Raw genomic sequence first — 15,178 nt, 5'->3', positions numbered from 1 at the left:
TCGATAAGGAAATTTCGCATGAACAAATTGATCTCCTTCGCTGCGGTTGCGGCAATTTCGCTGGGCCAGGTAGCTGCCGCCCATGCTCTTGACCTGACAGCTGCGGTTGGGCGTACCGGCGAGTCGACGATGACTTATCGGCTGGGAGCGCAGATGGATTTCAATCGTAGCTGGTTCGAAACGGGTGTGGGGCGGCTGACCGGGTATTGGGATGCGGGCTACACCTACTGGGAAGGTGACGAAACCTCGAGCAATCACAGCATCTCACTTGCCCCTGTGTTCGTGTACGAGTTCAGTACTGGATCGGTAAAACCTTACCTGGAAGCAGGCATCGGCATCGCGGCTTTTGAAAACACCGAAATAGAAAACAATGATCTTGGGTCCTCCTTTCAGTTCGAGGACCGATTCGGTGCGGGCTTGCGTTTCGCTGGCGGGCAGGAGATCGGGGTGCGTGCCATCCACTATTCCAACGCTGGTATCAAGAATCCCAACGACGGTATCGAGAGCTACGCATTGCACTATCGAGCCTCGTTCTGAACGCCCGACACTGCGGACTGACGGTGTAGCCGTCAGTCGTCCAGATAGGCGCTTGCTGAGCCCTTGCGCTCTTCCAGACAGTCGTCCGAGCCCAGTTCGAACTCTCGACAGATAAGCGGGCGCCGACTGTAAATGGTGCAGCGCATGCTGTCCCGGTCCAGCGCCACGCACCAACCGTCGTCCAGGCGGCGCATGACTTGGCCGCCCCAATCGTCTTCATCGATGAAGCGTTCCGGGACGCCGGTGTCGGTCAGCAGCATGACTTCAAGGCGGCAGCAGCACGCGGCGCAGCTGCTGCAGCTGACTGTGTCGTCAGCCAATTGGCGGTGGGGGATGGCAGATCGAGTCATCGCGGCAGTCTACTCGTCTTGCGTCGGGATAGCTGCAAGCCAGGAAAGCCGCGAACGGGTAAAAGCCAGCACGGACGTACTGGCCCAGCGGACTAGCTGTTTTCGTCGATCTGCTTGTTTTTCCAGCCTTCGCCGCCGGGTAGCATCAGATTGAGCAGCAGCGCGATGATGGCGCACAGCGAGATACCAGACAGGCTGAACTCTCCGTAACCGAACGCCATACCGCCAATACCGAACACCAGCGTGACGGAAACGATGATGAGATTGCGTGCTTCCGCCAGATCCACCTGATGGCGAATCAGGGTGCTCAAGCCAACCACGGCAATCGAGCCGAACAGCAGGCAAAGAATGCCGCCCATGACCGGAACTGGGATGCTAAGCAGGCCAGCCCCGAACTTGCCGATAAATGCCAGCACAATGGCGAAGACTGCCGCCCAGGTCATGATTTTCGGATTGTAGTTCTTGGTCAGCATCACCGCGCCGGTCACTTCCGCATACGTGGTGTTAGGTGGGCCGCCGAACAGTCCTGCGGCGGAAGTCGCCAGACCGTCGCCGAGCAGTGTGCGGTGCAGGCCCGGCTTCTTGATGAAATTGTTGCCCGTCACGCCGCCGATGGCTACAACGCCGCCAATGTGTTCGATAGCGGGCGCCAATGCGACCGGGACCATGAACAGAATGGCACCCCAGTGAAATTCCGGCGTGACGAAGTTCGGAACGGCCAGCCAGGGTGCCGCTACGATCCCGGCTGTATCCACGACACCAAATATGAACGACAGGCCATAGCCCACCGCGACGCCGGCGAGGATTGGCACCAGTCGGAACAAGCCTTTGCCCAGCACCGCCACCAATAGGGTCGTCAGCAATGCGGGCATCGAGATCATCATGGCCGTCGCATAGGGGACCAGTTGAGCGCTGCCGTCACCGGCCTTGCCCATCGCCATATTGACGGCGACGGGTGACAGAGCCAGGCCAATGGAAATGATCACCGGTGCGATCACTACCGGTGGCAGTAGCCGGTCGATGAACCCAGGGCCTTTCAGGCGAACCGCAAAGCCGAGAAACATGTAGACGATGCCTGCTGCAACCACGCCGCCGAGTACAGCAGGTAGGCCGAAGTCACCTTTGGCGGCGATGATCGGTGCGATGAAGGCGAAGCTCGAGGCCAGGAATACCGGGACCTGGCGCTTGGTGACCAACTGGAATAGCAGGGTGCCGATACCGGCGGTGAACAACGCGACGTTCGGATCCATGCCGGTGATCAGGGGCATCAGCACCAGGGCGCCAAAGGCTACGAACAGCATTTGTGCGCCGGCCAATACTTGGCGCCCGAGCGGTTCTTCCATGGGTTGCGACATCTTAGATGTCCTTCTGCTTGGTGCCGAAGATCTTATCTCCAGCATCGCCCAGGCCGGGCATGATGTAGCCGTTCTCGTCCAGGCGGTCATCAATGGAGGCGGTATAGATGGTGACGTCCGGATGTGCCTTTTCGACAGCCGCTATGCCCTCCGGCGCGGCGACCAGGACCAGCGCACGGATCTCCTTGCAGCCGGCTTTTTTCAGCATGTCGATGGCTGCAACCATGGATCCGCCGGTGGCCAGCATCGGATCGATGATCATCGCCAGGCGCTGATCCAGGTCATCGACCAGTCGCTCCAGGTAGGTATGCGCCTGCAAGGTTTCCTCATTGCGAGCAATGCCGACCGCGCTGACCTTGGCGCCTGGTATCAAGCTGAGTACACCGTCTAGCATGCCGATACCCGCCCGAAGAATCGGTACAACGGTGATTTTCTTGCCGGAAATTTTTTCTACCTGTACTGGACCGCACCAACCATCGATGCTGTAGTTTTCCAGAGGCAAATCCCGGGTCGCTTCGTACGTCAGAATCGAGCCCACTTCCTGCGCCAGTTCGCGAAAATTCTTGGTACTGATATCGGCGCGGCGCATCAGCCCAAGTTTGTGGCGAATAAGCGGGTGGCGAATTTCTCGAGTGGTCATGGCTGGCTCCGGCGATCGAATAAACCGGCGTAGATTAAAGCATCGACGTGTTACCGGCTATTGATGTGTCAGGGGAGGGCTTGCCCTGTGCCCGGCCTCATCGGTATCGTCGCGCCCCTTAATTTAGGGGCGGCCTGGGCTGCTTCATTTTCTAACTGACCTGGAGCATCGCCATGTCCGTCGATCTCGCACACATTCGCCAGATCATGGCTGAAGCCGACTGCCTGTACCCCGACGCTGAGGTTGAAGCGGCAATCGATACGGTGGCCGCGAAAATCAACGCTGAGCTGGCCGACCGAAACCCTGTGGTGTTTTGCGTGATGAACGGAGGGTTGATCTTCTCCGGCAAGCTGGTAACGAAGCTGAATTTCCCGCTCGAACTTTCCTATCTCCATGCGACACGTTACCGCAACGAAACGAGTGGCGGAGAGCTGTTCTGGAAGGCCAAGCCAGAAATCTCGTTCATGGATCGCGATGTACTGATCATCGACGACATCCTCGACGAGGGACATACGCTCGGCGCAATTATTGATTTCTGCAGGCATGCCGGTGCCGCAGCCGTGCATACCGCCGTGCTGGTCGATAAGGATCATCAGCGCAAGGCTCGTCCAGACCTGAAGGCAGATTACGTCGGGCTCAGCTGCGTTGATCGCTACGTGTTTGGTTACGGTATGGATTACAAGGGTTACTGGCGTAACGCGCCTGGTATCTACGCTGTTAAAGGCATGTAACGAACGGCGGTGATCGCTCGGGGCGGGGTGGCAGCCCCCATGCGCTTGAGACTCAGGCGTTTGCGACCGCCAAACGCCTGAGGTCCCTCTCACGCCACCATCTGTTTCGTTTCGCCTCACGCGTTGCGCTTTGGTAACGCTCCGGTGCATTCCAGCCTGTCTGTTGCCTGAGACTGATCACGCTGACGTCTAGCCGAGGCTCGGCTATCCGAGCAGATAACGGCTAGCTGCGCACAGCTTCGTCGAATTTCTCGCGAAAGGCGTCGCAACTGCTCTATTTAGAGGGTTGCGTCTCTATTGCTGACGGCTAATCTCTCGGATAGCCTCATGAACGCCTATCCTGCGAACAGGCCGGTATGCGGCTGCAGACCAGTGCTGGGACGGATATTCATACTTAAGAATTACAAAGCAAATCAAACCTTAGTGCGCTTAACCCTCTACCTTCGTGTGGGTAGGGTGAACGTACTTCGAACCAACCAGGAGCGCCTCATGACAAAAACAACAAGGCAAGGAATCTTCCAGCCCAAAGCCCTGGCCCTCGCGGTCGCGTTGGGCATTGCATCGCCGGCTTATGCAGTGAGTTTTAATATTGGGGAAATTGAAGGACAGTTCGACTCGGCCATGTCTGTCGGGGCCAGTTGGGCCATGGATAGCGCGAATATGGATCTGGTGGGTAAATCCAATGGTGGTACTGGCTATACCCAGACTGGTGACGATGGTCGTTTGAACTTCAAGAAGGGTGAGACCTTCTCCAAGATTTTCAAAGGCGTGCATGACCTCGAGCTGCGCTATCGCGACAGTGGTGCCTTCGTTCGCGGCAAGTACTGGTACGACTTCGAGCTGAAGGACGAGAGCCGCCTGTTCAAGGACATCAGCGACAGCAACCGCAAGGAGGCTGCACAGTCGTCCGGTGCGGAAATCCTCGATGCCTTCCTATACCACAACTATTACCTGGGTGATCTTCCGGGCACTGTGCGTGTTGGGCGCCAAGTGGTGAGCTGGGGCGAAAGCACCTTTATCGGTAACTCGATCAACTCCATCAACCCTCTCGATGCTGCTGCTTTCCGCCGTCCTGGTGCGGAAATCAAGGAAGGTTTGATTCCGGTCAATATGCTCTATGTCTCGCAGAGTCTCAGCGATCGCCTGAGCATGGAGGCGTTTTATCAGTTGGAGTGGGATCAGACTATCGCTGATAACTGCGGTACTTTCTTTGCCAGTAACGATGTGGCTGCAGATGGGTGCGATAACAATTACTCCATCCTGGATGGGCTCACCGCGATGGATCGGGCGCTCCTGGGGGCCTACGGTGTAACGACCTCCGGTGAGGGCCTGATGGTACCTCGTGGAGGGGACCGTGACGCGCGTGATTCGGGACAGTTCGGTATTGCGCTGCGTTGGCTTAGTGATTCCGCCGAGTACGGTGCGTACTTCATGAACTACCACAGCCGAACCCCGAACCTGAGCATGCAGAATACGAATCAGGCCGGCATTATGGATGCGCTGGCTGCTGCTGGCGCTGCTGGTGCGTTGGGTCCTGCGCAAGCTCGCGCTGCATTGCTTGGCACATTGCTTGGTCGTGGTCAGTACTATCTCGAATATCCTGAAGATATCCGACTCTATGGCCTGAGCTTCTCTACTACGCTGCCTACTGGCACCGCCTGGTCTGGTGAAATCAGCTACCGCCCGAATGCGCCTTTGCAGATCAATACCACGGATACGACCTTCACACTGGCTTCGGGCATTGGTGGCTCAGTTCAGCTTGGCGATATTCCCGGAGCGCTGGCTCAGGCCGGGTTGGATAATCGTGGCTACAACCGCAAGGAAATTACCCAGATCCAGACGACCTTCACCCATTTCTTCGACCAGGTATTGGGTGCCGGGCGTGTAACGGTTGTGGGTGAGATTGGCTATGCCCACGTCGGCGGATTGGAAAGCAAGCGGGATATTCGTTATGGGCGAGACGCTATCTATGGCACGCCTGTGGGTGTTGAACCTAACAATATTGAATCTGCGGCCCGTTACGGCTGGGATGGCTTCGTCACCGCCAACTCCTGGGGCTACCGTCTGCGCGCTTTGGCTGATTACAGCAACGTATTCGCGGGCGTAAACCTCACGCCAAACGTGTCCTTCTCTCACGACGTGGACGGTTACGGACCAAACGGTTTGTTCAACGAAGGCTCCAAGGCTGTAAGCGTTGGCGTCGACGCTGTCTATCAGAACCGCTATACGGCTAGCCTGTCCTACACCGACTTCTTCGGTGGCGACTACAACACGCTGGTCGATCGCGACTTTCTTGCGCTCAGCATGGGCGTGAACTTCTAAGGAGGCTATTTCAGTATCGCCGTACGGAGCTCCGTTGAGAGCTCCGCTACGCGCCAGTCGATATACAAGGCCTCCGGCCAAAACAAGATCAAGAGGAACTGGAAGCGTATGAAAACAACAAAAAAATTATTCAGTGTCTTGGCCTTCTCGCTGCTGGCAAGCAGTGTGATGGCTGCAGTCTCTCCAGAAGAAGCCGCAAAGCTCGGCAACACATTGACGCCACTCGGTGCCGAGAAGGCGGGCAATGCCGAAGGAACTATTCCCGCCTGGACCGGCGGTTTGCCGACCGATGCCGCACCGCTGGATGACGGGCATCTGACCAACCCCTTCAAAAGCGAGCAGCCTGAGTTCGTTATCACCGCGCAGAATGCCGATGAATATAAGGACAAGCTGACAGCGGGCCAGCTGGCGATGTTCAAGCGTTATCCGGAAACGTACAAGATGCGGGTCTTTCCAACCCACCGCACTGCAGCAGTTCCAGACCGCATCTACGAAGCAGCCAAAAAAAGTGCTTTAAATACCGAGTTGGTTGATGGCGGCAACGGTATCGCCAATTTCTCTGATAGCCGCTACTACGCGTTCCCTATTCCAAAGAACGGCCTGGAAGTCGTGTGGAACCACATCACGCGTTATCGCGGCGGTAACGTGCGACGCAATATCGTGCAAGCCACGCCTCAAACAAACGGCAGTTACACGCTGGTGCACTTCGAGGATGAAGTGGCATTCCCAAGCGACATGACGGACCTGGATGCAGATCGCGCTAAGAACGCATTGCTTTTCTTTAAGCAGCGGGTAACGGCGCCGTCGCGTCTTGCTGGTAACGTTCTGCTTGTGCACGATTCGCTGGATCAGGTGAAAGAGCCGCGGCAGGCCTGGATTTATAACGCCGGCCAGCGTCGTGTACGTCGTGCCCCGCAGGTTGCCTATGACGGGCCAGGTACCGCCGCAGATGGCATGCGGACTACGGACAACTTCGATATGTTTAGCGGTGCCCCTGATCGCTACGACTGGAAGCTGGTTGGTAAGAAAGAGATCTACATTCCGTACAACAGCTACGAGATCAATTCCAGCGACGTGAAGTACAGCGACATCCTGAAAGCCGGTCACGTCAATCAGGATCTGGCGCGCTATGAATTGCATCGTGTCTGGGAGATCGAAGCCAACCTCAAGGAGGGTGAGCGGAACATCTACGCCAAGCGCCGTTTCTTCGTTGATGAAGACACCTGGACCATCGTGCAATCGGAGCTATACGACGGCCGCGGCCAATTGTGGCGTGTCGGTGAGGCCCACATGTTGCAGTACTATCAGCACAAGGTGCCGGCCTATGCCTTCGAAGCGCTGTACGACATTATCTCAGGGCGTTATATCGCTATCGGTTTGAGTAACGAAGAACCCGCGCACGAGTTCGGCTACAAAGCGTCGGCTCGCGACTTTACGCCTGCTGCACTGCGTAATGCCGGGGTGCGTTGATCGCGTCGCATCTGTACGGTGAATAAGGCGGCCAGTTGGCCGCCTTTTTTATTTTCGGCACAGCAGGAGTGATATTTTTTCAGCCATTAGAGATCGGTATCCAGCCAGTGCGGTCGGTTTTGCTTGCAAGGTGAGTCGACAAAGGGGTCACAATCGTGCAGGTTATTACCGCGCAAGCGCATCGATACGATCATGTCGACTGGCCCTGGAGTGGGTCCTGACGGCAGCGCTCAATGCGTTCCTCAATGGACTGATACGAATAAGAGAAACCTCGCTATGTCCGTACGCTTCAACCCGGGTGCCCTCAGCACAGAAGCCGCCGCGCAGGTTCAAGTTGCGACTATTCCACGTCTTCCTCCGCTGCATATCTCAAGGCCTCGACTCGTCGATGCTCTGCTCGAGGCCCGTTGTCGACTGCGTTTGATTTGCGCACCAGCCGGTTTTGGCAAGAGCGTGCTGATGAACGAGTGCGCGCGGCTGGTACCGGCCGATACGCACCTCGTCTGGCTTGATCTTGGCGGCAGGGCCTTCTCTGCTGAAGCGCTGTATTCCCAGCTGCGCCGGGTATTGAGCGGCACTACGTTGGAGAGCGGCGATGTTCAGCAAGATCTTATCAACCTGCTAAATGACTTTCCGCGACCGCTTTGGATCATGTTGGACGATTATCCCCGAGGGGCCACCGCGCCTTTCGATGCCTGTCTCGACTTGCTTATCGAGAGAGGCCCCGAATCCGTCAGTTGGTGGGTCAGCAGTCGTCGACAACCCGCTTGGAAGCTGCCCAGGTTATTACTGCAAGGTGATTTGTTCGAGCTTGAAGCCGAGACGCTGGCGCTAACGCCTGGTGAGCTACGGCTGCTGCTCAAAGCTCACCGCCTGGAGATCGCAGATGACACCTTCAAGCAGTTGTTGACGGGCAGCGAGGGATGGTTGGCGGGTGTCAGCTTGCTGTTATTGAATGCTGATGAGCAGGCGGTTCGTGAGCGTTTGATAGCCGGTACGTCATTGCTGCGGGATTACGTGCAGCGCGAAGTGCTTGAAGGGCAAAGCGAGGACGTTTGCCGCGCGCTGTTCGCGTTGGCGCGCATGCCACGCTTCTCATCGCATCTGTGTGAGCATGTTCTCGACGGCATAGGAAACGACCTTCTCGATGTGCTCAAGACCTCTCAGCTGTTCATCCGCCAGACTGACAGCTGTGGTGAATGGTATCGCCTGTGGCGGCCGCTCGCGTTGATGTTGCGGCGCATGCCAGGTACAGCATCGCCCACTCAGACGCACCTGCGTGCCTGCCAGTGGTTTGCTAATCGCGGTGAAATGCGTGAGGCGGTAGAGCATGCGCTGTGGGCGGGGCAGCCAGAAGTCGCAGCCAACTTTCTTCAGCGCTATGGGCAGGAGCAGTTGCTTATCGGCGATAACGTTTCGCATTTTATGAAGTGGCGCAGTGAGCTCCCGCAGGATTTGTTCAACAGCACCACTCGGCTGATCGTCCTGCATGGCTGGGCTTTGATTATCTCGGCTCGGTTAGACGAGGTGGATGATTGCCTCGCCGATCTGGCGAAATTCTTTCCTCAACCCGATGCTCGGCGTCAGGCGCAGCTACTTGCCCAGTGGCAAGCGTTGCGAGGTTTTCTAGCGCGGTTACGCGGCGAACCTGAAGCCAGGGACTATTGTCTCCAGGCTCTGGAAGTCCTTTCTGATCATGCTTGGGCTCAACGGGTGCTTTGTTATCAGGCGTTATCCCAGCAGGCGATAGCCGAAAGCCAGCTCGAGTTGGCTCAGCACTACAACAGCGAAGGCATGAAGCTTGCTCGGCTCAAGGGTAGCGTGCTGTATGAAGCGATGTTGAGCGTTGATCGAATCCAACTGCTGGAAATTACCGGCGAGTTCGAGCGAGCCGTTGGGGTTCTCGAAGAGTCTCTGATGGTGTTACGCGACGGTGTCGGCCACAGCCCGATTATAGGTCGGCTGAAACTGCTACGCGGCCATTTGCTGGCCAATCAAGGGCTCGACGAGCTGGCCCGTGAGGCGTATCAGCAGGGTCGAGTCGAGACCGAAACCTGTGGTGATTCATACGTATTCTTTGGCTATGCCGGGATGGCTGAGCTGGCGGCGCGCAGCCAGGAGTTCCCTGCGGCATATCATTGGCTGCGTGAAGCCGAGCGGTTGGCCCAATGGCGACATGTTCCGGAGGCGCGCTTTCGCGGCATTCTGCCGCTGATAACGGGAGTAACCTGGCTACACCAAGGCCAGCTAAAGAAGGCTAGAGCGATCTTCATACAGGTGGTGGAACAGTATGAAGGGCACACGTTTATCGCGCCTTCCGGGTTTTACGAGCCGTTGCCGCGGGCTCAGCGCTATCTTGCGGTAGTAGACCTACTGTCCGGACGTTGTTCGCTGGCCATCGAAACGCTGCGCGAATTGATCGAGCAGAACCTCCGTTCGCAGCGGCTAGGCCTGGCTTGCGAGTGTCGGTTCACGCTTGCCGAAGCGCTTCACATGGAAGGCCTGCATGACGATGCGGAACTGGAGCTGCGCAAGGCGCTCTGTGAGGCAGCAAGGCAGCATCTGGTCAAGCCGTTGTACGAATTGCAGCATCGCCAGCCGCAATGGCTTGCGCGGGTGTTACCAGCAGGGAAGGGGGAAAGTCTGCGTGATCGGTTGCTGCAGTTTGAGCGAGAGCCTGAAGACAGTGCTGTCTCAGGCGATGAGGTCATCCTGAGCAACCGCGAGCTTACGGTTCTGCGCCTCATCGCCCAGGGGTGTTCGAATCAAGAGATCGCCGAGCAGCTGTTCATCTCGCTGCACACGGTCAAGACTCATGCGCGGCGAATCAATACCAAGCTCGGAGTGGCTAGACGTACGCAGGCGGTGGCGCGAGCTAAGGCTTTGGCCTGGCTGTGAAGTGATGGAGGCGGGGCCAGATACTTGCCCAGCGCTACGAGAAGCGCAGCCTGTGCTGCACCGGCGGAGCGAAACTGGCAATTTTCTTGTTTTTGTTGGAAGAGGACGATCGGGGCGCAAAGCCTACCGGCTAAGGTTGACCGTTAATGCGATGCTGAGTGCGAATGCTTGGTTAGGCGATAAGAACTGGCCTGCTCGCCTCTTTCAATAGCGAGGCTGAACTGCAGGCTGGTGATCAAGCGTTCAAGCTGCTGTTGGTCCCGCCATTGGCTGGAGCTGATGAAGCGCTTTACCGCCACGCCCATAGTGTCGGTCAAGGTCAGCAAAATACTTCCGTCGGGTTTCTGGATACTGAAATTGACGGTGTAGTCTGGTTGAAACACATCGCTGATTTTCTTGAAAGGACTTTCCATGCCGGTACCTGATTGGATGACTGCCCCCAATGGACCTGGCACAGATTAACTAGTTTCGCCCGCTGAGCGGGTTGCCTGCGGCAAAACGAAGCGCTGCCAGATCTGGGGCATGACGCAATGGAGTCAGGATGGGTCGGCCGAAGCCGGCAGTTCCTCCAGAGCCTCGGGATTGTTTTTGAAGGCTTTGGCAAAGAGGTCACGGTGTCGCGCCATGAAGATGCCGATGTCTTCAGCCTGCTGTTCGCTCAGTGACGGCGTAGCTTTCTGCAGGGCTGCAGCCAAGGCTTCGGCAAGCTCGAGCATTTTGTCGTGACGATCGGCTTCGGCTTTATCCATGAATAAGCGCTCCAGGTCCCGACTGCTGCGGTACACAACTTCGACGGCCATCTGCCACCTCGGCTAAATGAATTAATACTGTTTATCCATACAGCATAAGCTGCATGCTGGTGATTGAAAAGCTCTGCGTATCAACGTTCAGCTCAATTGCTGAAGTGGCCTCGAAGCCGCTCGGCGCGAAAATCAACATTGTTGCTGCGGTAACCAGAGCGTAATGGTGGTAATGGCGCGCAGGAGGTCCAGCGTTGTCCGGCTTGCAGGTCGCCTGGGCCACGGTACTGCGGTGCATCGAAGTTCGAGGTCACCAGGTTGAGGCTGGAACCGGGGGAATAGGCCGCCACTTCCCAGCTCAAGCTGCGCATCGGCTTCGGACTATGGTTATCCAGAATGATGCGCAACGGCTGTCCGGCCGGGCAGTCAGTTGGTGCATACGACATCCGTAGCTCTAGCTGACCAAGCAGGTGCTCTTCACGTTGCTCTTGCCAGATGACCCAAGCGGCAACGACACCAAGGCCGAGTAGCGCTCCCAGCGAAATCGGCACCGCCCGAAGGGGATACCGAATCAGCAAGATGAGCCAGGCGACGACTAGAAGCGCGCCGATCAGCATGATGAGCGAGCGCGTGAATGGTTAACCATTGAAACCTCTTTACCGTGATTCCGCAGGCGTCCTAATGCTGGCCTGCGCCGGGTACGATTTTCAACTGCCGCGCAAAATGGTTGTGCCAGCGGAGGCTGGTCAGGTATCGCTATCCGGGCGGGCGTTGCTGGCAAGTCGCTCGAGCGCCGCTCTGAGCTTGGGGTCCGTAATGCCACGGGCGGTCTCCTGAATGTTGTCTGCTGAGCGTGCCGACAGTTCTGGTGCAGGTCCGGGCTTGTATCGTGGGGCATCTGGAGGCTGCACCTTGAACTGAATACGAGTCAGGCCATTGAATTCATCCATGCACTGCAGCTGACGTTGTAAACGTCGTTGCTGATAGCGCAAACGCGTTGCCCAGTGGCCGTCGGTGACGATCAGCAGTAGCGTGCCTTCGCGCCACGAGGCCACGCGACAGAACTCGCGGGCTGCGGGTTGCAGTTGGCTGTCGACCAGTTGCTGCAGGCGATCCAGTCGTCTCGCCTCGCCGAACAGCGCTTTTAGCGGTTTGGCCTCGCGCAGCAGCGACGCAGATGCTCGGGCCGGCAAAGGGCGAAACGACATGGCGGACGCTCGTCAGTAAAGAGCCGGCATATTAGCAGAAGCCGGCAATAGCCTTTTGTGGCGCCATCCCGGTTGAACCTGCGCTGGATCGTCTGGTTACTGGCGTCATTGGCTGGCTCAGCTGCGCAGTAGGCACCTTTCCTCTCGGACGTTTCCGAGTAGAATGCCCCCTTTGCACGAAGCCGTGGTGGCCCTGCGGTCGTGCCTCCATCCCCAGCATGGAAGACTTTGTCGATATGTTTGCGCCTTTAATGAAGAAGCTCTTTGGTAGCAAGAATGAGCGTGAGGTCAAGCGCATGCTCAAGGCGGTTCAATCCGTCAATGCGCTCGAAGAGCAGATGCTGTCTCTCTCCGATGAGCAGTTGCGGAGCAAGACCGAAGAGTTTAAGGCCCGCCTCGGCCAAGGCGAGACCCTCGACCAAATTCTTCCCGAAGCTTTTGCCGTCTGCCGCGAAGCTGGTAAGCGCGTCATGGGTATGCGCCACTTCGACGTGCAGTTGATCGGCGGCATGACCCTCCACGAAGGCAAAATTGCCGAGATGCGTACTGGCGAGGGTAAGACGCTGGTAGCGACCTTGGCCGTGTACCTCAATGCATTGGCGGGTAAAGGCGTTCATGTCGTCACGGTGAACGATTACCTGGCGCGCCGCGATGCCAACTGGATGCGCCCGCTGTATGAATTCCTCGGCTTGACGGTTGGTATCGTCACGCCGTTTCAGCCGCCGGAAGAGAAGCGTGCGGCGTACGCGGCCGACATCACTTACGGCACGAACAACGAGTTCGGCTTCGACTACCTGCGCGACAACATGGCGTTCAGTCTCGAAGAAAAGAATCAGCGTGAACTCAATTTCGCAGTCATCGACGAGGTCGACTCGATCCTCATCGACGAAGCCCGCACGCCATTGATTATCTCTGGCCAGGCCGAAGACAGTTCCAAGTTGTATCAACAGATCAACCAGCTGATCCCGCTCCTCACGCAGCACATTGAAGAGGAAGAGGGCGTCGTTACTCAGGAAGGTCACTTCTCGATCGATGAGAAGACCCGTCAGGTCGAACTGAACGAATCGGGTCATCAATTCGTTGAGGAGATGCTGACTAAGGCGGGGCTGCTAGCAGAAGGCGAAAGCCTGTATTCGGCTCATAACCTCGGTTTGCTGACCCACGTCTATTCCAGCCTGCGCGCGCACAAGCTGTTCCATCGCAACGTCGAATACATCGTGCAGAACAACCAGGTTCTGCTGATCGATGAGCACACCGGTCGGACCATGCCAGGCCGCCGTCTTTCCGAGGGCCTGCATCAGGCCATCGAAGCCAAGGAAGCGCTACCGATCCAGCCGGAAAGCCAGACCCTTGCCTCGACCACCTTCCAGAACTACTTCCGTCTGTACAAAAAACTATCGGGCATGACCGGTACTGCTGACACCGAAGCGTTCGAATTCATGCAGATCTACAACCTGCCGGTAATGGTCATCCCGACCAACAAACCGCTGGCACGTAAGGATTACAACGACCTGGTCTACCTGACGCAGGAAGAGAAGTTCACGGCCATCATCGCGGACATCAAGGATTGCCAGAACAATGGTCGTCCTGTGCTGGTGGGCACTGCGACCATCGAAACTTCGGAATATGTCTCGCGCCTGCTGGTCAGCGAAGGCATCGAGCACAAGGTGCTCAACGCCAAGCACCACGACAAGGAAGCCGAGATCATCGCCCAGGCCGGACGCCCGGGCGCGGTGACTATCGCTACCAACATGGCCGGCCGAGGCACGGACATCCTGCTCGGTGGCAACTGGGAAGTTGAAGTCGCGGCGCTTGAAAATCCATCCGACGAGCAGGTCGCGCAGATCAAGGCCGATTGGCAGAAACGCCACCAGGCGGTGCTGGAAGCGGGCGGCCTGCATGTGATTGCGTCTGAGCGTCACGAGTCACGCCGGATCGACAACCAGCTGCGCGGGCGTGCAGGCCGTCAGGGGGATGCCGGTTCGAGTCGTTTCTACCTGTCGCTGGAAGACAGCCTGATGCGCATCTTCGCCTCTGACCGGGTGAAGAATTTCATGAAGGCGCTGGGCATGGAGTCCGGTGAGGCGATCGAACATCGCATGGTGACCAACGCTATCGAGAAGGCCCAGCGTAAGGTTGAAGGTCGTAACTTCGATATGCGTAAGCAGTTGCTCGAATATGACGATGTCGCCAACGAGCAGCGCAAGGTGATTTATCACATGCGCAACAGTTTGCTGGCCGCTGAGGAAATTGGTGAGACGATTGCCGAGTTCCGCCGCGAAGCGCTCGATTACGCCATCAACCAGCATATCCCGCCGCAGTCGTTGCCCGAACAGTGGGATATCAGCGGACTCGAAGCGGTGCTCTACAGCGACTTCGGAGTGCGGCTGCCGGTCCAGCAGTGGCTTGACGAAGACGAGAAGCTGTACGAGGAGACACTGCGCGAACGCATCCTCGAAGCGTTGGTTGCGGCTTACAACGAAAAGGAAGAATTGGCGGGCGCCGAGGCGCTGCGCACGTTCGAGAAGCAGATCGTCCTGCGCGTGCTGGACGACCTGTGGAAAGACCACCTGTCGACAATGGATCATCTGCGTCACGGGATCCACCTGCGCGGTTACGCTCAGAAGAACCCGAAGCAGGAATACAAGCGCGAGTCCTTCACGCTGTTCCAGGAACTGCTCGAGTCCATCAAGCGCGACAGCATCCGGGTTCTGTCCCATGTCCAGGTGCGTCGCGAAGACCCGGCCGAGGAGGAGCAGCGTTTGCGCCGCGAGGCCGAGGAGCTGGCGCAGCGTATGCAGTTTCAGCACGCCGAGGTTTCGGCGCTGGAAGCCGACCAGGAGGACTCGCAAGCCGAGGGCGATGTAGCGACAGCTACGGCACCCGCGCGTACCGAGCAAAAGATCGGACGCAACGAACCATGCCCT

General features: G+C 57.5%; 13 protein-coding genes. 6 read left to right on the top strand and 7 right to left on the bottom strand.

Features of this window, described 5'->3' with window-relative positions; translation table 11 throughout:
* Positions 1-18: 18 nt before the first annotated feature.
* Complete coding sequence (locus PSTU_RS0114695; RefSeq protein ID WP_019341787.1) at positions 19-537, top strand: acyloxyacyl hydrolase; 519 nt, start codon at positions 19-21, stop codon at positions 535-537.
* Between the two features lie 32 nt (positions 538-569).
* Here PSTU_RS0114695 and PSTU_RS0114690 read toward each other — a convergent pair whose 3' ends face one another.
* The 3 genes from PSTU_RS0114690 to upp form a co-directional block, all read right to left on the bottom strand.
* Positions 570-887 (bottom strand): YkgJ family cysteine cluster protein, encoded by a 318-nt coding sequence (locus tag PSTU_RS0114690; protein ID WP_019341786.1) that lies wholly within the window; start codon positions 885-887, stop codon positions 570-572.
* A gap of 92 nt (positions 888-979) precedes the next feature.
* Positions 980-2,242, bottom strand: coding sequence for a uracil-xanthine permease family protein (locus tag PSTU_RS0114685; RefSeq protein WP_019341785.1), 1,263 nt, complete (start codon positions 2,240-2,242; stop codon positions 980-982).
* Position 2,243: 1 nt separating this feature from the next.
* On the bottom strand, positions 2,244-2,882 hold the full coding sequence (upp, locus tag PSTU_RS0114680; protein ID WP_019341784.1) for a uracil phosphoribosyltransferase: 639 nt from the start codon (positions 2,880-2,882) through the stop codon (positions 2,244-2,246).
* Positions 2,883-3,055: 173 nt separating this feature from the next.
* On the opposite strand from upp, the gene PSTU_RS0114675 reads away from it, so the two are divergent.
* The 4 genes from PSTU_RS0114675 to PSTU_RS0114660 all read left to right on the top strand — a co-directional run bounded on the left by PSTU_RS0114675 (position 3,056) and on the right by PSTU_RS0114660 (position 10,303).
* Positions 3,056-3,613 carry a hypoxanthine-guanine phosphoribosyltransferase gene (locus PSTU_RS0114675; protein WP_019341783.1) on the top strand — a complete coding sequence of 186 codons (558 nt, stop codon included), beginning with the start codon at positions 3,056-3,058 and terminating at the stop codon, positions 3,611-3,613.
* A 489-nt stretch (positions 3,614-4,102) separates the two neighbouring features.
* Positions 4,103-5,935 carry a DUF1302 domain-containing protein gene (locus PSTU_RS0114670; RefSeq protein ID WP_019341782.1) on the top strand — a complete coding sequence of 611 codons (1,833 nt, stop codon included), beginning with the start codon at positions 4,103-4,105 and terminating at the stop codon, positions 5,933-5,935.
* A 108-nt stretch (positions 5,936-6,043) separates the two neighbouring features.
* The gene (locus tag PSTU_RS0114665) at positions 6,044-7,405 is read left to right on the top strand and encodes a DUF1329 domain-containing protein (protein ID WP_019341781.1); all 1,362 of its coding nucleotides are present in this window, start codon (positions 6,044-6,046) and stop codon (positions 7,403-7,405) included.
* Between the two features lie 276 nt (positions 7,406-7,681).
* The gene (locus PSTU_RS0114660) at positions 7,682-10,303 is read left to right on the top strand and encodes a LuxR C-terminal-related transcriptional regulator (protein WP_019341780.1); all 2,622 of its coding nucleotides are present in this window, start codon (positions 7,682-7,684) and stop codon (positions 10,301-10,303) included.
* A 143-nt stretch (positions 10,304-10,446) separates the two neighbouring features.
* Here PSTU_RS0114660 and PSTU_RS20870 read toward each other — a convergent pair whose 3' ends face one another.
* From PSTU_RS20870 to PSTU_RS0114640, 4 genes are all read right to left on the bottom strand, one after another.
* Positions 10,447-10,716, bottom strand: coding sequence for a DUF3509 domain-containing protein (locus PSTU_RS20870; RefSeq protein WP_019341779.1), 270 nt, complete (start codon positions 10,714-10,716; stop codon positions 10,447-10,449).
* 123 nt (positions 10,717-10,839) lie between these two features.
* On the bottom strand, positions 10,840-11,103 hold the full coding sequence (locus PSTU_RS0114650) for a YebG family protein (protein WP_019341778.1): 264 nt from the start codon (positions 11,101-11,103) through the stop codon (positions 10,840-10,842).
* Between the two features lie 92 nt (positions 11,104-11,195).
* Positions 11,196-11,660, bottom strand: coding sequence for a hypothetical protein (locus PSTU_RS0114645; RefSeq protein WP_019341777.1), 465 nt, complete (start codon positions 11,658-11,660; stop codon positions 11,196-11,198).
* A 129-nt stretch (positions 11,661-11,789) separates the two neighbouring features.
* On the bottom strand, positions 11,790-12,251 hold the full coding sequence (locus PSTU_RS0114640; RefSeq protein WP_019341776.1) for a DUF721 domain-containing protein: 462 nt from the start codon (positions 12,249-12,251) through the stop codon (positions 11,790-11,792).
* Between the two features lie 236 nt (positions 12,252-12,487).
* Here PSTU_RS0114640 and secA point away from each other — a divergent pair.
* On the top strand, positions 12,488-15,178 hold a 2,691-nt coding region (gene secA / locus PSTU_RS0114635), incomplete at its 3' end, for a preprotein translocase subunit SecA (RefSeq protein ID WP_029404805.1).

It is taken from the genome of Stutzerimonas stutzeri SDM-LAC (assembly GCF_000235745.1).
GTDB lineage: Bacteria > Pseudomonadota > Gammaproteobacteria > Pseudomonadales > Pseudomonadaceae > Stutzerimonas > Stutzerimonas stutzeri_H.
This window is presented reverse-complemented; position numbering and strand designations above follow the sequence as displayed.